Below are 19,415 nucleotides of genomic sequence, written 5' to 3' on the forward strand. Positions count from 1 at the left end.
TGCGGGCCGGTGGGGGCTGGTCGCGCCCACGGCGGAGCCGCACATCGATACAGCCCCGCGCCCCTCACGGCGCTCAGTACGCCCCCGCCCCCTCGCCGGAGGGCTGTCGTCGCCCAGAATGGGCCCTGCATCATGGGCGCCGACACCCGACGGGGTTCGGCCACGCAAGTCCACAACGTTCCACCCGATACGGAGACCTCCTCGTGCCCAGCAAGAAGGCCCTCGTCCGCCGCCCCAGCCCCCGCCTGGCCGAAGGACTCGTCACCCACGTCGAACGCATGGACGTGGACGTCGACCGGGCGAGGCAGCAGTGGGAGGCGTACGTGGAGGCGTTGCGCACGCACGGCTGGGAGATCATCGAGGTGGACCCGGCCGACGACTGCCCCGACTCCGTGTTCGTCGAGGACACGGCCGTGATGTACAAGAACGTCGCCCTGATCGCGCGCCCCGGCGCCGAGTCCCGCCGGGACGAGACCGCGGGCGTCGAGGAGGTCGTGGCGCGCCTGGGCTGCTCGGTGAACTGGGTCTGGGAGCCGGGCACCCTTGAGGGCGGCGACGTGCTGAAGATCGGCGACACGGTCTACGTGGGCCGCGGCGGCCGTACCAACGCCGTCGGCGTCCAGCAGCTGCGTGCCGCCTTCGAACCGCTGGGGGCACGGGTGGTCGCCGTGCCCGTGAGCAAGGTGCTGCATCTGAAGTCGGCGGTCACCGCGCTCCCCGACGGCACGGTCATCGGGCACATCCCGCTGATGGACACGCCGTCGCTGTTCGGGCGCTTCCTGCACGTGCCGGAGGCGTCCGGCTCCCATGTGGTGCTGCTCGGCGGCGACAAGCTGCTCATGGCGGCCAGCGCCCCGAAGACGGCCGAGCTGTTCAAGGACCTCGGGTACACGCCGGTCGTCGTGGACATCAGCGAGTTCGAGAAGCTCGAGGGCTGTGTGACATGCCTCTCGGTGCGGCTGCGGGAGCTGTACGCCTGACCGTGTGACGCCCGGACGGTGCAGTCCCGGGACCAGCGGGTCCCGGGACTTTCTGCTGCTCAGGAGCCCTGGGGAAGCCCCTCTGAACAGCGGTCTTTACGGCACACTTAACCTACGGCTTCGTAACCTACGGATTCGTAGCCTACGATCGCGTAGGTTCCCGGCGTCGCTCGCCGGTTCCACCGGTTTTGGTTCCACGTCCCCCTGGAGTACCCGTGACGATCACCTCTTCCCACCTCGGCAGCCCCTCCGTCTGGACCGATGCCCGACTGCTGCACGCCCTGGAGGAAGTGGTCGAGAAGGAGCTCAACCGGCATCTGAAGGTCGCCAAGGACTGGATGCCGCACGAGTACGTGCCGTGGACCGACGGCCGCAACTTCCCCGGCTTCTTCGAGGACGGCGAGGCCTGGGACAAGGAGCAGTCCAAGGTCACCGAGATCGGCCGTATCGCCCTCGTGGTGAACCTGCTGACCGAGGACAACCTGCCCAGCTACCACCACGAGATCGCCACGCTCTTCGGCCGTGACGGGGCCTGGGGCACCTGGGTGCACCGCTGGACCGCCGAGGAGGGCCGGCACGGCATCGTGATGCGCGACTACCTGCTCACCTCGCGCGCGGTGGACCCGGACAAGCTGGAGCAGTTCCGCATGTCCCACATGAGCGAGGGCTTCGAGTCGGACAACCGGCACTCGATGCTCCACTCGATCGCCTACGTCGCCTTCCAGGAGCTCGCGACCCGTATCTCGCACCGCAACACCGGCCACCAGTCCGGCGACCCGGTCTGCGACCGCATGCTGGCGCGCATCGCGACCGACGAGAACCTGCACATGGTCTTCTACCGCAACCTGCTCAAGGCGGCCTTCGAACTCGCCCCCGACCTGACCATGCAGGCGGTGCGGGACGTCGTCGTGAACTTCCGCATGCCCGGCCACGGCATCCCCGGTTTCGAGCGGGCCGCCGCGCAGATGGCCATCGGCGAGGTCTACAACCTGCGCATCCACCACGACGACGTTCTCCAGCCAGTGCTGCGCTTCCTGAAGGTCCTGGAGATCGACGGCCTCGGCCCCGAGGGCCTGAAGGCCCAGGAGGAGCTCGGCCTGTTCATGAACGGCCTGGACGCGGAAGCCCTGAAGTTCGACGAGAAGCTGGCGGCACGCAAGGCACGGATGGCGGTCCGGGCCGGGGGCTGATCCCCGCACACCCGGCGGAGCCCGGCCGGATCACCCGCTGCTCAGTGCGGGGTACGCCGGAGCTGGAGCCGTTCCTTCTCGGACAGTCCGCCCCACACGCCGAAGCGCTCGTCGTTCGCGAGGGCGTACTCGAGACAGGCGGAGCGCATCTCGCACATGCCGCAGATGCGCTTCGCCTCACGCACCGAGCTGCCCGGCTCGGGAAAGAAGAACTCGGCCCCGGTCTGTGCGCACAGGGCCTGGGCCTGCCAGGCGGTGTCGGCCGGGGTGATCGTCTGGAAGTGCATGGTCCCGAGCATTCCGTGCGGCGAAAAACGTTCGATCAACGCGCGATCAACGCCGCGTCCGAGGGCCTCCGGCCGCCTCGATGGTGGCCGTGCGGACAAGCCGGCGCACGGCGGCGCGCGGAGGGTGCGGAAACGAGGCGGCCGCCCTGCGTCGCCGTGGTGACGGCACGGCGTGGTTCCCGCGGCGATTGTCAGTGGGCGGTGCAAGACTCGGCACTGCACGCAACGGGTCCCCTTTCATGAGGAGGGCGAGGATGCTCACCACCCGTTATGTCAACGGCGCTCCCAACTGGATCGACCTCGGCACGACCGACATCGAGGGCGCCACTTCCTTCTACGGCGGTCTCTTCGGCTGGCAGTTCCAGTCGGCGGGCCCCGAGGCCGGCGGCTACGGCTTCTTCCAGCTGGACGGCAGGACGGTCGCCGGCGGGATGCAGAACCCCGCGGAGGAGAGCCCGCCGTCCTGGACCGTGTACTTCCAGAGCGCGGACGCCGCGGCCACGGCCAAGGCCGCCGAGCAGGCGCACGGCAGCGTGCTCGTGGAGCCCATGGACGTGATGGGCCAGGGCCACATGGCGATCCTCGCGGACTCGAAAGGGGTGCCGTTCGGCATCTGGCAGCCGGGGCAGCTCAAGGGCGTGGACGTACTCAACGAACCCGGCTCGCTGTGCTGGCTGGAGCTCTACACGCCGGACCTCCCGGCCGCCGCCGGGTTCTACAACGCGGTGCTCGGCTGGGAGACCTCGTCCGTCAGCTTCCCCGGCGGCTCGTACACGTGCGTGAACCCCGCCCGCGAGGGGGAGGATGCCATGTTCGGCGGCCTCGTCGCACTGGCCGACGATCCCACGGAGGCGGGGTCGGACCCCTACTGGCTGCCGTACCTGGAGGTCACCGACACGGACGCCACGGTCGCCAGGGCCCAGGAGCTGGGCGGCAGTGTCCGGATGCCCGCGACGGACGTGCCCGACGTCGGCCGCATCGCCAAGCTCACCGACCCGTACGGCGCCCGCTTCGCGGTGATCAGGAGCGCCGCCCCACAGCAGAGCTGACCACCCCGGGCAAGCCGGCTACGCGGAGGCCCGGCGTACCAGAGTGGTCGGCAGGACCACGCCGGGCGAGGGGGCCGCGTCGGTGTCGTCGGCGTTGCGGGGGTCCAGACGGCGCAGCAGGAGGCGGGCCATCAGGCGGCCCGTCTCCTCGATGTCCTGACGGATCGTGGTGAGCGGCGGGTCGGTCTGCTCGGCGACGGGCAGCATGTCGTCGAAGCCGATCACGGCGACGTCGTCCGGCACGCGTCGGCCGCGCTCGCGCAGCACCCGCAGGGCGCCCGCGGCGGTGAGATCGTTGGCGGCGAACACGGCGTCCAGGTCGGGGCAGCGGTCGAGGAGTTCGCGCATCGCCCGCTCGCCCCCGGCCGGGGTGAAGTCGCCCTCGACGACGAGCCGCGGGTCGGCCTCGGCCATGACGTCCCGGAACCCGTCGAGCCGGTCCACCGCGGACGTCTGGTCGAGGGCGCCGGTGATGTGCGCGATGCGCGTACGGCCCAGGCCGACGAGATGGCGTACGGCCGCGCGGGCACCGCCCCGGTTGTCGCTGTCGACGTACACGGCCCGGGGCGTGCCGTCGCTCCAGCCGGACCGCCCGCCGAACACGGTCGGGACCCCGGCGCCCCGGATCAGACCGGGCAGCGCGTCGTCGAGGTGCAGGGAGAACACCAGCGCCCCGTCGACGTGCCCGCCGGCGAGATAGCGGCCGACGCGGGCATGGTCGTCGCGGCCCTCCGTGAGCAGCAGCACGAGCTGGTTGTCGTGGGCCGTCAGCTCCTTGCTGATTCCCCGGAGTTGCAGCGCGAAGAAGGGGTCGGCGAAGACGCGCGTCTCCGGTTCCGCGATGACGACGGCGACGGCGTCATGGCGTCTGGTCACGAGGCTGCGGGCCGCCTGGTTGGGGACGTAGCCGAGTTCCTCGACCGCCCGCCGGACGCGTTCGACGAGGGGTTCGCGGACCCCGTCCCCGCCGTTGACCACCCGCGAGACGGTGGCCCGGGACACCCCGGCGCGTGCGGCCACTGCCTCCAGCGTGGGGCGCGTCACTGCCTCGGTCACTTCGGGACTCCTCACCGGCGACTGCGGATCAGGATAACCGCAGGCCGACGGGGAGGTGAGAGCGCTCTCGGCAACCGTCAGTGCCCGTGCGAGGAGTGGTCCGGTGCGTGTGCCGTATGGCCCGGGATCGTGCCGTCCGGCTTCTTCACCAGGAAGAGGCCGACCATTCCCATGTCGGAGTGGCTCTGCACGTGGCAGTGGTACATCCACGCGCCGGCGCCCACCCCCTCCCCCGCGACCACCTGGAAGCCGAAGGAGTCCGCAGGGCCCACGATCTTGTTGTCGATCACCTGACTCGGGTCGTCGGGGCCGGTCAGCATGCCGGTGCGGTTGTCGGCCCAGCGGTGACCGTGCATGTGGAAGGTGTGGTAGTACTCGCCGTGCGTGATCATCACGAACTCGATGCGGTCGCCCACCGTGGCCTCGAAGTCGGGGCCGGTGGGCAGGTTGTTGATCGTCATGTCGTTGAAGACGATCGTGTAGGTGCGGTCCGGAAGGATGTCGCCCTTCCTGCGGACGATCACCGGTCCGTACAGCCCCTTCCGGATGCCGCCCGTCCCGTGCTCCGTGCCCACCACGTGGTCGTGGTAGTGCCAGTAGCCCGCGCTGCCCGCCCGCCAGGTGCCGTCCGGCCGGCGGCCGGGAGCATGGGTGCGCCAGGTGTAGGTGCGGGTGCCGCCCGGCTCGACATGACTCCTGCTCAGTTTCGTGCCGTCGCTGGATATCTCGTAGTCCAGGCCGTGTACGTGCAGGCTCGCCGTCACATCCGTCGTGTTCTCGAACTCGATGTGCACCGTGTCGCCCTCGTTGAGCTCGATCAGCGGCCCCGGGATGGTTGCCTTGCCCTTCTCGAAGCCGTAACCCAGCTGTCCGTCGGCGAGCTTCTCCGCGTAGACCTTGAGATGCCTCACCTCGCCGCCCGCCGGCGCCTTCCGGGCCGGTTCGGTGGCCGGAGTCGCCTCCGAGGCCACGGACAACGATGTCGCGACGGCCGCGCCACCCAGGAGGACCCGCCGGTTGAAGCTACGTCTGTCCATGCCGAACTCCCCAATTCCGGTACGGAGTTCGAGACGGTAGCGGGACTCACGGCGTTTATCCACACCCAGGACAAAGTTCGTTCCGTTCCGGTCATACCTATTGGCGAGCCGCGCAAAGAGGTCTAGCTTCCTAGGCGCTGTTGCTGTGACCGACGAGGGGTGGGTGACCACATGCGGTCCACATCGCACCACAGACCCATGGATTTAAGAGAGCTGAGCAGAAAAAGGGCCGGAAGGCGCGCCTGGACGGCCGCCCTGACGGCCGGATTCGTCACCGCGGGCCTGCTGTCCGGCTCTTCCGCGGGGGCGCTCCCGGCGCCGGATCCGTCCCTGACAACGATGTCCGTCAAGTCGCCGCCCGGCGGCGCGAACGTGCGTGTGCTGATCTTCTACGGGTCCGCGGCCCCCGGCGACGAGTCTCCGGTCGTGAACGCCGGTATCGAGGCGATCGAGCGGATCGGTCTGTCCGGTCCCGCCGGCCAGCGCTTCAAGGTGGAGGCCACGGACGACGCCTCGGTCTTCACCAACGGGACCAGGCTGGGCCGTTACAACGCGATCGTGTTCCTCACCGGCGGCGGAGACGTCCTGGACGCGGAGCAGGAGGCCGGCCTGGAGACCTACATGGAGGCGGGCGGCGGGTTCGTCGGCATCCATGACGCGGCCCGCGCGGAACCGTACTCCGACTGGTTCACCGGTCTGGTCGGCGCCCGCCCGGCCTCCTCCAGCCCAACCTCGGCACAACGGGCGACAGTTGAGGTCGGCGACCGGCAGCACCCGGCCACCAAGGATCTCCCGGTGACCTGGAAGCGCCCCGACCAGTGGCCGAACTGGGTGAAGAACCCCTCGGGCGAGGTGCACACGGTGGCACGCGTGCGCGAGTCGACGTACCAGCCCGGCGCGAGCGCCAACGGGTGGGACCACCCGATCAGCTGGTGCCGCGACTACGACGGCGGACGCTCCTTCTACACCGGCATGGGCGGCACGGTGTCGTCGTACGACGAGACCGACTTCCGCAACCACCTGCGCGGTGCACTGCTGTGGACCACCCGCCTCGTGCAGGCCGACTGCAAGGCGACGATCAACGGCAACTACAAGGCGGAGCGGCTGACCAAGCCCAACCAGCCCGGCCAGAACGACCAGGTCGGCGAGCCGCACGGACTGGTCACCGCCCCCGACGGCCGCGTCCTGTACATCGGGCGCGGCGGCGCCGACAGCTCGCAGCCCGTGATCACCGACTGGAACAACCCCGACATCGGCAAGGGCAAGGGCGAGATCCATGTCTACGACCCGAAGACCGGGCAGGTCACCCTGGCGGGCGCGTTGACGGTCTTCGGCAACAAGGGTGGCGGCGACGAGCTGGTCAAGGTCGAGGAGGGCCTGCTCGGTATCGAGCTGGACCCGCGCTTCGAGCAGAACGGCTGGGTGTATCTGCACTACACCCCGCACGCGCGGATCAACCGCGACACGCGGATGGCCGAGCGGCGCGTCTCCCGCTTCACGCTCGACCTCGCCACCAACAAGCTCGACCTGAGCAGCGAGAAGGTGCTGCTCAAGTGGCCGGTGCAGATCCACAGTTGCTGTCATGCGGGCGGCGGGATGGCCTGGGACTCCAAGGGCAACCTCTACATCGCGACCGGCGACAACAACTCCAGCCGCTTCAGCGACGGTTACTCCGGCAACAACCCGGAGCCGAACTTCAAGGGCGTGTCCTTCGCCGACGCACGCCGCACCGCCGGCAACACCAACAACCTCAACGGCAAGATCCTGCGCATCCACCCGGAACCCGACGGGACGTACACGCTCCCCGAGGGCAACCTCTTCACCGGCCGGGAGACCGACGAGGGCGGCGGCAAGACCCGCGGGGAGATCTATGTGATGGGCGTCCGCAACCCGGCGCGCATCTTCGTCGACAAGTCGACGGACATCCTGTACGCGGGCTGGGTCGGCCCGGACGCCTCTGCGCCGTCGCCGGTGTGGGGCCCCGCCAAGTACGACACGTTCGCCGTCATCACCAAGGCGAGCAACCGGGGCTGGCCGTACTGCATGGGCAACAAGCAGCCGTACCGCGACCGCAACCTGCCCGATCCGTCGCAGCCGCTCGGCTGGTACGACTGCGACCGTCCGAAGAACGAGTCCCCGAACAACGACGGCCTCGTCAACCTTCCGCCGGTCACCGGCAACAACATCTGGTACTCGCCCCAGGGCGGCGGCCCGGACTTCCCGCGTGACGCGAACGGGGTCCCCTCGTACAAGCAGGAGGAGTCGACGTACCGGCTGCCGTGGCTCAAGGGCGGCGGGCAGGCCGCGATGAACGGGCCCGTCTACCGGTCCGCCGACGTCTCGGCCACCAGTGACGTCAAGTGGCCGGCCTACTGGGACGGCAAGTGGTTCGTCGGCGACTTCTACGACGCCGACCAGCCGCGCAACGCGGTGCTGATGGATCCGAGGACGCAGGGCGACGGCGGGCTGCCGGTGCACTCCGAGTCGCTGAAGAAGATCGTGCCGGTCGGCAACGACGGCATCAAGAACCTCATGGACTGGAAGTTCGGTCCGGACGGAGCGCTCTACGTCCTCGACTACGGGCGCGGCTTCTTCACCTCGGACGCCAAGTCGGCGCTGTGGCGCGTGACGTACCAGGGCGGCGGGCCCACGCCGGCCGCCGACCAGCTGGCGAGGGGGACGCAGTGAGACGCCAACGAAGAATCTGGACGGCCTTGCTGGCCGCCGTACTGATGATGCTGGGGCTGCAGTCCACGACGGCGGCCCAACAGCCCGAACAGGCCGCCGCGCAAGTTCTCACCTGGACCGCGGGCAACGACATCGACAAATACACGTCGGCGCCCGCGACGGCGGTGGCCGGCCCGGCGACGATCGTCTTCGAGAACAGCGTGGCCACCGGCAACACCACCGGAATGCCGCACACGCTGACGTTCGTCACCTCCGACCCCGAGTTCAACAGCGACGTCCAGCTGAACATCCTGGCCAACCCCAACGACGACCAGGGCGGCCGCCACACCGCCGAGGTCACGCTCACCCCGGGCCGCTACTTCTACCACTGCACGATCCCCGGCCACGGCCAGATGCAGGGCATCCTCGTGGTGACCGAGGGCAGCGGCGAGGACACCACGGCGCCAGAGGCGTCGGCCCAGGTCAGTGGGGTACAGAACGCGCAGGGTGAGTACGTCGGTTCGGCGAGTGTGACGGTCGAGGCGACCGACAACACCGGCGGATCCGGCGTCGACCGGATCGAGTACGCGACCGGCGAGACCGGCGCCTGGCAGCCGTACACCGCCCCGGTCGTCGTCGACCAGGTGGGCAGCCACAAGGTCCGGTACCGGGCGTTCGACAAGGCGGGCAACGTGTCCGCCGAGAAGAGCGTCGAGTTCACGGTCGTCGCCCCGCAGACGGACGACACGACACCGCCTGAGACCTCGGCGACGGTGAGCGGCGAGCAGAACCCCGACGGCACGTACGTCGACATGGCCACGGTCACCGTCACCGCCTCCGACACCGGCTCCGGGGTCAACACCATCGAGTACGCGATCGGCACGTCCGGCGCCTGGCAGCCGTACACCGGCCCGGTGATGGTGCATCAGACCGGTGCGCACACCGTCCGCTACCGCGCCACCGACAAGGCGGGCAACGCGGCGGCCGAGAAGAGCGTGGAGTTCACGGTGGTCGCCGCGCCCGAGGAGGACACCACCCCGCCGGTGACGGGCGCGACCGTGGAGGGCACCCGGAACTCCGACGGGGCGTACGTGGCGAACGCCAAGGTCACCATCAGTGCGACGGACGGGGCGGGTTCGGGTGTCGCGAGCGTCGAGTACTCGCTCGACGGCGGGCCCTATCTCGCGTACACGGCGCCCCTGGTCGTCGACCGCGTGGGCCCGCACACCGTGGCGTACCGGGCGAGCGACAAGGCGGGCAACACCTCCGACGCCCGGACCGTCAGCTTCACGGTCGTGGCGGGCGGGGTGCCCGCGCCGCCCTGCCCCGAGTACGACGAACGGCTGACCGTCATCGTCGGCACGGTCGACTCGGGTGTGCCCAACCGGGTCACGAACAACCGGTGCCGGATCAACGAGCTGATCGAGGACGAGAAGGAGTGGACGTCCCACGCGCTGTTCCTCAAGCATGTGAAGACGGTCCTGGACAAGCTCCTCAAGGAAGGCGTCGTCGACCAGCGCGAGTACAACGCCATCACCAAGGCGGCCCGGCAGTCCGGCATCGGCAGGCCCGGCCAGACCGAGGGCTACCGCACGATCCTCGACGGCACCGCGGACTCCTTCGCCAAGTGGCAGCACGTGGGCGGCGGTTCCTTCGCGCCGAACGCCGACGGGTCGATCACCAGCGGCACCACGAAGGCGGGCCTCGGCATGCTGTGGTTCCCGCAGCGCAAGTACGGCGACTTCTCGCTCCGGCTCCAGTGGCGGGACGACGCTCCCGGCACGGGCAACGCCAACTCCGGTGTGTTCGTGCGCTTCCCGTACGTCCATGACCACCCGGAGGAGTCACGGCCGGAGTGGGTCGCCATCAAGTACGGGCACGAGGTGCAGGTGCTCGACCGGCCCGACGGCGACATGTACAAGACGGGGTCCGTCTACGGCTTCGACCGCGTGGGCCTGGCCGGCGCGGGCGTGACGCAGAAGGGCACCTGGAACGACTACGAGATCCGGGTGGTCGACCAGCACTACTCGGTCTACCGCAACGGCGTGCTGATCAACGAGTTCGACAACATCGGCGGCCAGGACTTCGTCCCGCCCCGCGCCGACGACCCCGGCACGGACGGGCGGCGGTTCGCCTCCGGCTACATCGGGCTCCAGGTGCACGGCACGACGGATGTGATCTCGTACCGGGACATCCGGATCAAGGAGTTGTAGGTCCCGCTCTGCGGGCTCTGCTCGGCTGTACCCGCTTGGGCTCCCCCGGCATCTTGGGGTAATCGGGCGGGTACGGCAGATCGCCGAGCCCGTGATCGCGCTCGTCCCTGTTGGCGAGCTCCAACAGCGCCTCCAGCGAGAAACGGTGGTCGTCCATGTCCGCGTGCACATCGCCGAGTTCGGCGAAGCGCGCGGGCATGGTCGCGAGGTCGAAGTCCCGGGGGTGGGCGTCGCCGACCTCCTCCCAGCGCAGGGGCGCCGAGACGGGGGCGTGCGGGCGGGGGCGTACGGAGTAGGCGGAGGCGATCGTGCGGTCCCGCGCGGTCTGGTTGTAGTCGATGAAGATCTTCTCGCCCCGCTCCTCCTTCCACCACTTGACCGTGACGTACTCCGGCATGCGGCGTTCCATCTCCCGGCCGACCGCGATGGCGGCCCGGCGGACCTGGGTGAAGGTCCAGCGCGGCTCAATGGGGACGAACACATGCAGGCCGCGGCCGCCGGAGGTCTTGGGGAAGCCCTGCAGACCGCCGAACTCGGCGAGAACGGCGTGCAGTTCATGGGCGGCGCGGACGGCGTCGTCGTAGTCGGTGCCGGGCTGCGGGTCGAGGTCGATGCGGAGTTCGTCGGGGCTGTCGACGTCGTCGCGGCGCACCGGCCACGGATGAAAGGTGAGGGTGCCGAACTGGGCGGCCCACAGGACGGCGGCCTCCTCGGTGGGGCACATCTCGTCGGCGCTGCGGCCGCTGGGGAACGTGATGTGGGCGGTGGGAATCCAGTCGGGCATGTTCTTGGGCGCCCGCTTCTGGAAGAAGGACTCGCCGGTGACGCCGTCCGGGTAGCGCTCCAGGGTGGTGGGGCGGTTGCGCAGGGCGCGCAGGATGCCGGGGGCGACGGCCTGGTAGTAGCGGGCGAGGTCCAGCTTGGTGAAGCCGCGCTCCGGGAAGAAGACCTTGTCGGGACTGGACAGCCGTACGGTCCGGCCGCCCGCCCGGAGTTCCACCGCTTCGCCCATGCGAGCCACGGTAGGCCCAGCCCGGGTCCCGCGCACACCGGGCGCACGACGCCCGCGTGGCGCAAAATCTAACCATGGATCTGCCGGTGATGCCGCCCGTCAAGCCGATGCTCGCCAAGTCCGTGGCGAAGATCCCTCCGGGCATGCACTATGAGGCCAAGTGGGACGGGTTCCGGACGATCGTGTTCCGCGACGGGGACGAGGTGGAGCTCGGCAGCCGTACCACCAAGCCGTTGACCAGGTATTTCCCGGAGCTGGTGGCCGCGTTGAAGGAGCGGTTGCCGGAACGCTGTGTGCTGGACGGGGAGATCGTGATCGCGCGGGAGGGGCGGCTCGACTTCGACGCGCTCACCGAGCGCATCCACCCGGCCGACTCCCGGGTGCGGATGCTGGCGGAGAATACACCGGCCTCTTTCGTCGCCTTCGACCTGCTGGCACTGGCCGACGAGTCGCTCCTCGAGGTGCCCCTGGGTGACCGGCGTGCGCTGCTGGTCATGGCGCTGTCCGGGGTGAGGGCCCCGGTGCACGTGGCGCCGGCGACCACCGACATCGAGATGGCGCGGCACTGGTTCCAGCAGTACGAGGGGGCGGGCCTGGACGGAGTGGTCGCCAAGCCGCTCACGCTGCGCTATCTCCAGGACGAGCGGGCCATGTACAAGGTCAAGCACGAGCGGACGGCGGACGTCGTCGTCGCCGGGTACCGCCTGCACAAGAGCGGCCCGGTCGTCGGCTCCCTGCTGCTCGGTCTGTACGACGACCGGGACACGCTCCAGCACGTGGGTGTGTCCGCCGCGTTCTCCATGGAGCGGCGCGCCGAACTGGTGGAGGAGCTGGAGCCGCTGCGCATGGACGACGTCTCGGGTCATCCGTGGGCGGCCTGGGCGGAGGAGGCGGCGCACGAGTCGGCGCGGCTGCCGGGCGCGCCGAGCCGCTGGTCGGGCAAGAAGGACCTGTCCTGGGCGCCGCTCAGGCCGGAGCGGGTGTGCGAGGTGGCGTACGACCACTTGGAGAACGGGGTGCGTTTCCGGCACACGGCCCGCTTCCGCCGCTGGCGCCCGGACCGGACGCCGGAGAGCTGCACCTACGCCCAGCTGGAGGAGCCGGTGCGCTACGACCTCGCGGAGATCTTCGCCCCCCAGGCCTGAGCCGCCCCAGGCCTGAGTCAGGGCCTCATCAGCACCTTCACGGCACCGTCCCGCTTGTGCTGGAACATCTCGTACGCCCGCGGCGCCTCGTCGAGCGGCAGCCGGTGGGTGGCGAAGTCGTCGACACCGAGCGGGTCCTCGTCGGTCAGATAGGGAAAGATCTCGTCGCTCCAGCGGCGTACGTTGGCCTGGCCCATCCGGATCTGGAGCTGCTTGTCGAACATGGTGAGCATCGGCAGCGGGTCGGCGGTGCCGCCGTACACGCCGACGAGGGACAGGGTGCCGCCGCGGCGCACCAGCTCGATGGCGGTGTGCAGGGCGGCGAGCCGGTCGACGCTGAAGCGTTCGGCGAGCGGACCGCTCAGTTTCCGGGGCAGCATCGTGGAGGCCTGCTGGGCGAGCCGGGCGGCGAGGCTGCCGTGCGCCTCGGTGCCGACCGCGTCGATCACGGCGTCGGGGCCGCGGCCGTCGGTCTCGTCGCGGATCGCGGCGACGAGTTCCTTCTCGCTGTCGAAGACCCTGAGGTCGTACGTCTCCACGCCGTGCGCCCGCGCCCGCCGCAGCCGGTCGCTGACCAGGTCCACCCCGAACACCCGCCCGGCGCCACGGACCTGGGCGACCCGGCAGGCCATGTCCCCGATCGGGCCGAGCCCGAGCACGGCAATGCTGCCGCCCTGGGACAGGTCCGCGTAGGAGACCGCCTGCCAGGCGGTGGGCAGGACGTCGGAGAGGTACACGAACCGGTCGTCGGGCGGGCCTTCCGGCACCTTGATCGGACCGTACTGGGCCTGCGGGACCCGCAGGTACTCGGCCTGGCCGCCCGGTACCGCACCGTACAGACGGGTGTAGCCGAACAGAGCGGCGCCCATGCCCTCGCCGGACACCTGGGTGGTCTCGCACTGGGTGGGCAGCGAGTTGAGGCACATCCAGCAACTGCCGCAGGCGATCTGGAACGGCACGACGACCCGGTCGCCCGCCGCCAGGTCCGGTACGCCGGGCCCGACCTCCTCGACGATGCCCATGGGCTCGTGGCCGAGGATGTCACCCGGCGTCATGAACGGTGTGAGCACCTCGTACAGATGCAGGTCGGAGCCGCACAGCCCGGTCGAGGTGACGCGGATGACGGCGTCGGTCGGCTCCTCGATCCGCGGATCGGGCACGTTCTCCACCCGGACGTCCCGCTTGCCCTGCCATGTCACAGCCCTCATCGCCCCGCGCTCCCTCCGTCGCCTCCACGGTTGCCCGCCCTGGGTGCCGCCCGGGTACCCGGGCCTCCCGTGTCGAACCGCGCGGCCCCGCCTGGGCCGATCGGTGTACTCACCGCGAGCCGTTGGCGCATCTCGCGCCACCGAGTGACCGGATCTGCTCAGGTATGGCGAGCGATGAGCCGATAAGCGCACAATCAGGGACGCGGGAGTGGGTGGGTGGCGACGGTGGGCATGGAACGCAGGGCGCGGGTGCGGCGTGCCGCCACGACGGCGGTGCTGCTGGCCGCGGCGATGACGGCCGTCCTGACAGCAGGCTGCACGAACGGCGGCGGACCACCGCCCGACGACCGGCCGCCGCCCGTGCCGAAGCCGACGCCGAGCCCGGAGGACAGTGGCATCGGCGATGTCGGTTCGGTGCTCGCTGTGAAGATCGACAACGCGCGCAGGGCGCGGCCGCACACCGGCCTGGGCGAAGCGGACATCGTGTACGTCGAGCAGGTCGAGGGCGGGCTGAGCCGGCTGCTGGCGGTGTACGCGACCAGGCTGCCGGAAACCGTCGGGCCGGTGCGCAGCGCCCGCGAGAGCGATCTGGAACTGCTGCGCCAGTTCGACCGGCCCACGCTCGCCTTCTCCGGCGCACAGCGCAAGCTGCTGCCGCTGATCGACCGGGCGCCGCTGCGCGCCGAGCCGCCCGACCGCACGCCCGGCGCCTACTACCGCGCCAAGGAAAGGCCCGCCCCGCACAACCTGTATCTGCGCCCGCTGCGACTGCTGCCCTCGGCTCCGGGTCCGGACGCTCTCACCCCCGGCTTCACCTACGGCGCCCCGCCGGCCGGCGGCACGGCGGAGACGACCCGGACGGTGCGCTACCCGGCGGCCCGCTTCACCTTCACCTGGTCCGAGAACCACGACCGCTATCTGGTCGCGATGGACGGGACGGCCATGGTGACGACCGACGGCGCGCGGGTGGCTCCCGCGACGGTCGTCGTGCAGTACGTGCGGCTGCGCCCGTCCGAGTACTTCGACTCCCGGGGCAACAACACTCCGTACACCGAGACCGTCGGCTCGGGGAAAGCGACGGTGCTGCGCGACGGGAGGGCGTACGACGTGCACTGGAAGCGCGCGTCAGCCGACGACGACACCCGGTTCACGACCGAGCGGGGCGCGCCGGTGAACTTCGCCACGGGCCAGGTGTGGATGGTGCTGGCGAAGGCCTGATCAGGGCTGGGCGACGAGGGGTTCCACGGGGTTGCGGAGCCCCTCGGCCGCGTCCGAGACCCGGCGGAGGAGATCGAGGAACTGGGTCTGCTCGGCGGCGGAGAGCGGAGCCAGGAAGACCTGGTTCATCCGGGCCGTGCGCACCGACAGCTTGCGATGGGTGCGCAGGCCGTCGTCGGTCAGGCGCAGCAGGAAGCGGCGGCCGTCCTGCGGGTCGCGGACCTTGTCCAGCAGCCCCCGGCGGCCGAGCCGGCTGATCACCTCGGCGATGGTGGACCGGTCGAGCCCCACCCGCTCCCCCACCGTGCGCTGGTCCAGGCCCGGCTCGTCGACGAGGGCGTTGAGGACGGCGAACTGCGGCGAGGTGATCTCCTCGGAGACCATCGTGTTCCACAGCAGGTGGTGCGCCTGCTGCAGCCGCCGGGCCAGGTGCCCGGGGTGGTGGGCGAGGTCCACCGCAGCCATGTCCGCTCCCAGTGGTCGATTCGGTCAGTGCACTGACGGTATCGCACCGTGTGCGCGTGTCTTTGGCAGGCCGGCCATCGAACGGAGCGTCGCCTGAGGTCTTGACGTCGGCGTACACGAGTGACAACGTGAAGGAAAGTTCACTGAATTGCTCAGTGTCCTGAGTAATTGGGATCGGAAGAGATGGGGCTTGTCGATCACCGTCAGGACCGCTGCGAAGCTCGAACAGTAGGAACCTCATGGCTCTCACCCAGCACGACATCGACCAGGAGATCGCGGCCGAGCACGCCGCGTACGAGAAGCGGGTCGCCGACGGCGGTCCCGTCGAGCACCATCCGCGCCGCGACTACGCCCCGTACCGCTCCTCGCTGCTGCGGCATCCCAAGCAGCCGCTGGTCGCGATCGACGTGGCCAGGGATCCGGAGCTGGTGGAGCTGGCCTCCCCCGCCTTCGGCGAGCGGGACATCACCGAGATCGACAACGACCTGACACGGCAGCACACCGGCGAGCCGATCGGCGAGCGCATCACCGTCTCCGGCCGGCTGCTGGACCGGGACGGTCGCCCGATCCGGGGCCAGCTGATCGAGATCTGGCAGGCCAACTCCGCAGGCCGGTACGCCCACCAACGCGAGCAGCACGACGCCCCGCTGGACCCGAACTTCACGGGTGTCGGCCGCACGCTGACCGACGACAGCGGCTTCTACAAGTTCACCACCGTCCAGCCTGGCCCTTACCCGTGGCGCCAGCACCTCAACGCCTGGCGGCCGGCCCACATCCACTTCTCGCTGTTCGGTACGGCGTTCACCCAGCGGCTCGTGACGCAGATGTATTTCCCGAACGACCCGCTGTTCCCTTACGACCCGATCATCCAGTCGGTGACGGACGACGCGGCCCGGCAGCGGCTGGTCGCGACGTACGACCACAGCCTGTCGGTCCCGGAGTTCTCGATGGGCTACCACTGGGACATCGTGCTCGACGGGCCGAACGCCACCTGGCTCGAAGAAGGGCGCTGACCTGCCATGACGAAGATCGACACGAGCCGCCCGGAGACCGTGCTCCCCACTCCGTCGCACACGGTGGGCCCCTTCTACGGCCACGCCCTGCCCTTCCCCGGCGGCGGCGACATCGCCCCGGTCGGCCACCCGGACACCATCGCCCTGCAGGGTTACGTGCTCGACGGCGAGGGCAAGCCGCTGCCGGACGCGTTCGTGGAGCTGTGGGGTCCCGACCCGGACGGCAACCTGCCGCAGGTCGACGGATCGATGCGGCGCGACCCGGCCGGCGGCGGCTTCCTGGGCCGCAACGGGGTGGAGTTCACGGGCTGGGGCCGCATCCAGACCGACGTCAACGGCCACTGGACCGCGCGCACGCTCCGGCCCGGGGCACGCGGGCAGAGCGCGCCGTACCTCAGCGTGTGTGTCTTCGCGCGCGGGCTGCTCGTTCACCTGTTCACCCGGATCTACCTGCCGGGCGACGAGGCCGCGCTCGCCGGGGACCCGCTGCTGTCCCAGCTGGCCGAGGCGCGCCGCGACACGCTGATCGCCCGCGCGGACGGCGACGGCGCCTACCGTTTCGACATCCGCCTTCAGGGCGAAGGCGAGACGGTCTTCCTGGAGTTCCGGTGACAGCTGCCGTTCCCGAACCCGGCCTGCTCGCCCCCGGGTGGGCAGGCTCCCCTGCCGCGTCCGCGACGAGCGACACCGCCTACCTCCAGGCGCTGCTCGACGCGGAGGCCGCCCTGACCCGCGCACAGGCCTCGCGGGGACTGGCCCCGGCCGAGGCCGCCACGGCCGTGACCGAGGCGGCCCACGCCGACCGTTTCGACGTACGGTCGCTGGCGGAGCGCGCCCGCGGAGGTGGCAACCCGGTCATCCCGCTGGTCGCCGACCTGACGAAGGCGGTCGGTGCGGAGTACGGGCCGTATGTCCATCGGGGTGCGACCAGCCAGGACATCATGGACACGGCGACGATGCTGGTCGCGACGCGCGCCCTGGGCCTCGTCCTGGCCGATCTCGCCCGCGTGGAGCGGGCGCTGGCCCGGCTGGCCGCCGGGCACCGCGACACCGCGATGCCCGGCCGCACCCTCACCCAGCACGCCGTCCCGACGACGTTCGGGCTGAAGGCGGCCGGCTGGCGGTCGCTGGTACTGGACGCACGGGACCGGGTGGCGGCCGTACGGGACGGGCTGCCCGCTCAACTCGGCGGGGCGGCCGGGACGTTGGCGGCGTTCGGCGCGTACGGGGTGAGCGAGCCGACCGCCCTGCCTGCGGCGTTCGCCCGTGAACTCGGCCTGCGGCCACCGGTCCTGCCCTGGCACACGCTGCGCACGCCGATCGCCGACCTCGCCGGATGTCTGGCCTTCGCGGCCGGGGCGCTCGGCAAGATCGCCGTGGATGTGCTCACCCTGTCCCGCACCGAGATCGCCGAGGTCACGGAGAGCAGTGGCGGGGGTTCGTCGGCGATGCCGCACAAGGCCAATCCCGTACGGTCCACCCTGATCGCCGCCGCAGCGCGGCGCGCACCGCAGCTCGCAGCCACGCTCTACGGGGCGCTGGCCGCCGAGGACGAGCGACCGGCCGGGGCCTGGCACGCGGAGTGGGAGGCGCTGCGGGATCTGCTGCGACTGACCGGCGGGGCCGCACGCGACGCCGCCGAACTGGCCGAGGGGCTGCGGGTCCACCCGGACGTCATGCGGGAGCATCTGGACCTCACGCACGGACTGATCGTTTCGGAGCGGCTGTCCGCCGAACTGGCTCCGCTGCTGGGGCGGGCCCGAGCGAAGGAGCTGCTCACGCGGCTCGCCGGACGCACCTACCCCGAAGGACGCTCGCTCGCCGAACTCCTCGCAGAAGAGCCGGAACTGAAGGACGTCGACCTGCGCGAGCTCACCGACCCCACCCACTACACCGGCTCTGCCGGCGCCCTCACCGACCTTTCTCTGGAGCGACGTTGACCGGGAAACTCCTCAACCACCGGGTCGAGGGCCCCGCTTCGGCTCCCCCACTGCTGCTCGGGCCGTCGCTGGGCACCTCCCACGCCCTGTGGGACAGGGTCGCGCCCGAGCTGTCCGTCACCCACCGGGTGGTCCGCTGGGACCTGCCGGGACACGGAGGTTCGGCGGCGGAACTGATCGGGCCCGGCGCCACCGTCGGTGACCTCGCCGACCTGGTGCTCGCGCTCGCCGACTCGCTCGGTGTCGAACGGTTCGCGTACGCCGGTGTGTCGCTGGGCGGTGCGGTGGGCCTGCAGCTGGCGGTGCATCACCCGGAGCGGGTGTCGTCCCTGGCCGTGATCTGCTCGTCGGCCCACTTCAACGGTGCGCAGCCGTGGGAGGAGCGGGCCGCGCTGGTGCGCCGCGAGGGACTGGCCTCGCTCGCCGAGAACGCGGACGCCCGCTGGTTCACACCGGGGTTCACCGTGCCCCGGCTGGTCCAGGACCACCGGGACGCCGACCCGGCGGCGTACTCGGCCTGCTGTGACGCGCTCGCCGCATTCGACCTGCGGGACCGGCTCGCGCAGATCTCCGCGCCCACGCTGCTGATCGCCGGGCGGGACGATCCGGCGACGCCGCCCGCGCATCTGCGGGAGATCGCGGACGCCGTGCCGGGAGCCGCACTCGTGGAGATCCCGGGGGCCTCGCATCTGGCGCCCGCGCAATGCCCCGAGGCGGTTCTGACCGCCCTGCGGGCGCACTTCGACGGTGCCGCCCGGCGCGGCATGGAGGTCCGCCGGGAGGTGCTCGGCGACGCCCACGTCGACCGGGCGCAGGCACGGCAGACCCCTTTTGAGGAGGACGGCACACCAGGCTGATGTGACGAGCGCGCCGTCGTCACCCTTCCAGCGCCGTCGCTACCGTTCCTGAAGACTGAGCAGGAGTGAGCCCGCTCA

The 19,415-nt window shown here is 70.6% G+C and carries 16 protein-coding genes and 1 pseudogene; 11 read left to right on the forward strand and 6 right to left on the reverse strand.

What is annotated here, in order from left to right; genetic code table 11:
• The first annotated feature begins 203 nt into the window (after positions 1-203).
• The gene (gene ddaH / locus ACKTSN_RS06815; protein WP_409468253.1) at positions 204-980 is read left to right on the forward strand and encodes a dimethylargininase; all 777 of its coding nucleotides are present in this window, start codon (positions 204-206) and stop codon (positions 978-980) included.
• Between the two features lie 215 nt (positions 981-1,195).
• Complete coding sequence (locus tag ACKTSN_RS06820; RefSeq protein WP_409468254.1) at positions 1,196-2,170, forward strand: acyl-ACP desaturase; 975 nt, start codon at positions 1,196-1,198, stop codon at positions 2,168-2,170.
• A 41-nt stretch (positions 2,171-2,211) separates the two neighbouring features.
• Here ACKTSN_RS06820 and ACKTSN_RS06825 read toward each other — a convergent pair whose 3' ends face one another.
• The gene (locus ACKTSN_RS06825) at positions 2,212-2,457 is read right to left on the reverse strand and encodes a WhiB family transcriptional regulator (RefSeq protein ID WP_206307043.1); all 246 of its coding nucleotides are present in this window, start codon (positions 2,455-2,457) and stop codon (positions 2,212-2,214) included.
• Between the two features lie 254 nt (positions 2,458-2,711).
• Here ACKTSN_RS06825 and ACKTSN_RS06830 point away from each other — a divergent pair, with 254 nt between their 5' ends.
• Entirely contained in the window at positions 2,712-3,506 is a 795-nt protein-coding gene (locus ACKTSN_RS06830; RefSeq protein WP_409468255.1) for a VOC family protein, read from the forward strand.
• Positions 3,507-3,524: 18 nt separating this feature from the next.
• On the opposite strand, the gene ACKTSN_RS06835 is transcribed toward ACKTSN_RS06830, so the two are convergent.
• Both ACKTSN_RS06835 and ACKTSN_RS06840 read right to left on the reverse strand, forming a co-directional pair.
• Positions 3,525-4,562 carry a LacI family DNA-binding transcriptional regulator gene (locus tag ACKTSN_RS06835; RefSeq protein ID WP_409468256.1) on the reverse strand — a complete coding sequence of 346 codons (1,038 nt, stop codon included), beginning with the start codon at positions 4,560-4,562 and terminating at the stop codon, positions 3,525-3,527.
• A 77-nt stretch (positions 4,563-4,639) separates the two neighbouring features.
• On the reverse strand, positions 4,640-5,599 hold the full coding sequence (locus ACKTSN_RS06840; protein WP_409468257.1) for a multicopper oxidase domain-containing protein: 960 nt from the start codon (positions 5,597-5,599) through the stop codon (positions 4,640-4,642).
• A 198-nt stretch (positions 5,600-5,797) separates the two neighbouring features.
• On the opposite strand from ACKTSN_RS06840, the gene ACKTSN_RS06845 reads away from it, so the two are divergent.
• Both ACKTSN_RS06845 and ACKTSN_RS06850 read left to right on the forward strand, forming a co-directional pair.
• Positions 5,798-8,287: a ThuA domain-containing protein gene (locus ACKTSN_RS06845; protein WP_409468258.1), complete on the forward strand. Its 2,490-nt coding sequence runs from the start codon at positions 5,798-5,800 to the stop codon at positions 8,285-8,287.
• 44 nt (positions 8,288-8,331) lie between these two features.
• Entirely contained in the window at positions 8,332-10,479 is a 2,148-nt protein-coding gene (locus tag ACKTSN_RS06850; protein ID WP_409474760.1) for an OmpL47-type beta-barrel domain-containing protein, read from the forward strand.
• Here ACKTSN_RS06850 and ligD read toward each other — a convergent pair.
• The gene (ligD, locus tag ACKTSN_RS06855) at positions 10,466-11,491 is read right to left on the reverse strand and encodes a non-homologous end-joining DNA ligase (RefSeq protein ID WP_409468259.1); all 1,026 of its coding nucleotides are present in this window, start codon (positions 11,489-11,491) and stop codon (positions 10,466-10,468) included. The two genes, ACKTSN_RS06850 and ligD, sit on opposite strands and share 14 nt — an antisense overlap.
• Before the next feature lie 74 nt (positions 11,492-11,565).
• Between ligD and ACKTSN_RS06860 the strand changes: the two genes are divergently transcribed.
• Positions 11,566-12,636: an ATP-dependent DNA ligase gene (locus ACKTSN_RS06860; RefSeq protein WP_409468260.1), complete on the forward strand. Its 1,071-nt coding sequence runs from the start codon at positions 11,566-11,568 to the stop codon at positions 12,634-12,636.
• A 17-nt stretch (positions 12,637-12,653) separates the two neighbouring features.
• Here ACKTSN_RS06860 and ACKTSN_RS06865 read toward each other — a convergent pair whose 3' ends face one another.
• Positions 12,654-13,844 carry a zinc-dependent alcohol dehydrogenase gene (locus ACKTSN_RS06865; protein WP_409468261.1) on the reverse strand — a complete coding sequence of 397 codons (1,191 nt, stop codon included), beginning with the start codon at positions 13,842-13,844 and terminating at the stop codon, positions 12,654-12,656.
• A gap of 231 nt (positions 13,845-14,075) precedes the next feature.
• Here ACKTSN_RS06865 and ACKTSN_RS06870 point away from each other — a divergent pair, with 231 nt between their 5' ends.
• Entirely contained in the window at positions 14,076-15,062 is a 987-nt protein-coding gene (locus tag ACKTSN_RS06870; RefSeq protein ID WP_409474761.1) for a DUF3048 domain-containing protein, read from the forward strand.
• On the opposite strand, the gene ACKTSN_RS06875 is transcribed toward ACKTSN_RS06870, so the two are convergent.
• Positions 15,063-15,527 carry a MarR family winged helix-turn-helix transcriptional regulator gene (locus ACKTSN_RS06875; protein ID WP_409468262.1) on the reverse strand — a complete coding sequence of 155 codons (465 nt, stop codon included), beginning with the start codon at positions 15,525-15,527 and terminating at the stop codon, positions 15,063-15,065.
• 239 nt (positions 15,528-15,766) lie between these two features.
• Between ACKTSN_RS06875 and pcaH the strand changes: the two genes are divergently transcribed.
• The 4 genes and pseudogenes from pcaH to pcaD form a co-directional block, all read left to right on the forward strand.
• Positions 15,767-16,540 carry a protocatechuate 3,4-dioxygenase subunit beta gene (gene pcaH, locus ACKTSN_RS06880; RefSeq protein ID WP_409468263.1) on the forward strand — a complete coding sequence of 258 codons (774 nt, stop codon included), beginning with the start codon at positions 15,767-15,769 and terminating at the stop codon, positions 16,538-16,540.
• Between the two features lie 6 nt (positions 16,541-16,546).
• On the forward strand, positions 16,547-17,152 hold the full coding sequence (gene pcaG / locus ACKTSN_RS06885; protein WP_409468264.1) for a protocatechuate 3,4-dioxygenase subunit alpha: 606 nt from the start codon (positions 16,547-16,549) through the stop codon (positions 17,150-17,152).
• Positions 17,149-18,480 carry a 3-carboxy-cis,cis-muconate cycloisomerase gene (gene pcaB, locus ACKTSN_RS06890; RefSeq protein ID WP_409468265.1) on the forward strand — a complete coding sequence of 444 codons (1,332 nt, stop codon included), beginning with the start codon at positions 17,149-17,151 and terminating at the stop codon, positions 18,478-18,480. Before pcaG ends, pcaB begins: the two co-directional genes overlap by 4 nt.
• A pseudogene (pcaD, locus tag ACKTSN_RS06895) lies at positions 18,477-19,313 on the forward strand (3-oxoadipate enol-lactonase); the annotation flags it as partial. The gene pcaB and the pseudogene pcaD, both read left to right, overlap by 4 nt.
• Between the last annotated feature and the right edge of the window lie 102 nt (positions 19,314-19,415).

This window comes from Streptomyces flavusporus, assembly GCF_046267975.1.
Classification (GTDB): Bacteria; Actinomycetota; Actinomycetes; order Streptomycetales; family Streptomycetaceae; genus Streptomyces; species Streptomyces flavusporus.

Excerpts from the sequence above, each read along its gene's own strand:
- ACKTSN_RS06825 (WP_206307043.1), bottom strand. The coding sequence starts at position 2,457 with ATGCACTTCCAGACGATCACCCCGGCCGACACCGCCTGGCAGGCCCAG.
- ACKTSN_RS06830 (WP_409468255.1), top strand. The coding sequence starts at position 2,712 with ATGCTCACCACCCGTTATGTCAACGGCGCTCCCAACTGGATCGACCTC.
- ACKTSN_RS06840 (WP_409468257.1), bottom strand. The coding sequence starts at position 5,599 with ATGGACAGACGTAGCTTCAACCGGCGGGTCCTCCTGGGTGGCGCGGCC.
- ACKTSN_RS06845 (WP_409468258.1), top strand. The coding sequence starts at position 5,798 with ATGGATTTAAGAGAGCTGAGCAGAAAAAGGGCCGGAAGGCGCGCCTGG.
- ACKTSN_RS06850 (WP_409474760.1), top strand. The coding sequence starts at position 8,332 with ATGATGCTGGGGCTGCAGTCCACGACGGCGGCCCAACAGCCCGAACAG.
- ligD (WP_409468259.1), bottom strand. The coding sequence starts at position 11,491 with ATGGGCGAAGCGGTGGAACTCCGGGCGGGCGGCCGGACCGTACGGCTG.
- ACKTSN_RS06860 (WP_409468260.1), top strand. The coding sequence starts at position 11,566 with ATGGATCTGCCGGTGATGCCGCCCGTCAAGCCGATGCTCGCCAAGTCC.
- ACKTSN_RS06865 (WP_409468261.1), bottom strand. The coding sequence starts at position 13,844 with ATGAGGGCTGTGACATGGCAGGGCAAGCGGGACGTCCGGGTGGAGAAC.
- ACKTSN_RS06870 (WP_409474761.1), top strand. The coding sequence starts at position 14,076 with ATGGAACGCAGGGCGCGGGTGCGGCGTGCCGCCACGACGGCGGTGCTG.
- ACKTSN_RS06875 (WP_409468262.1), bottom strand. The coding sequence starts at position 15,527 with ATGGCTGCGGTGGACCTCGCCCACCACCCCGGGCACCTGGCCCGGCGG.
- pcaH (WP_409468263.1), top strand. The coding sequence starts at position 15,767 with ATGGCTCTCACCCAGCACGACATCGACCAGGAGATCGCGGCCGAGCAC.
- pcaG (WP_409468264.1), top strand. The coding sequence starts at position 16,547 with ATGACGAAGATCGACACGAGCCGCCCGGAGACCGTGCTCCCCACTCCG.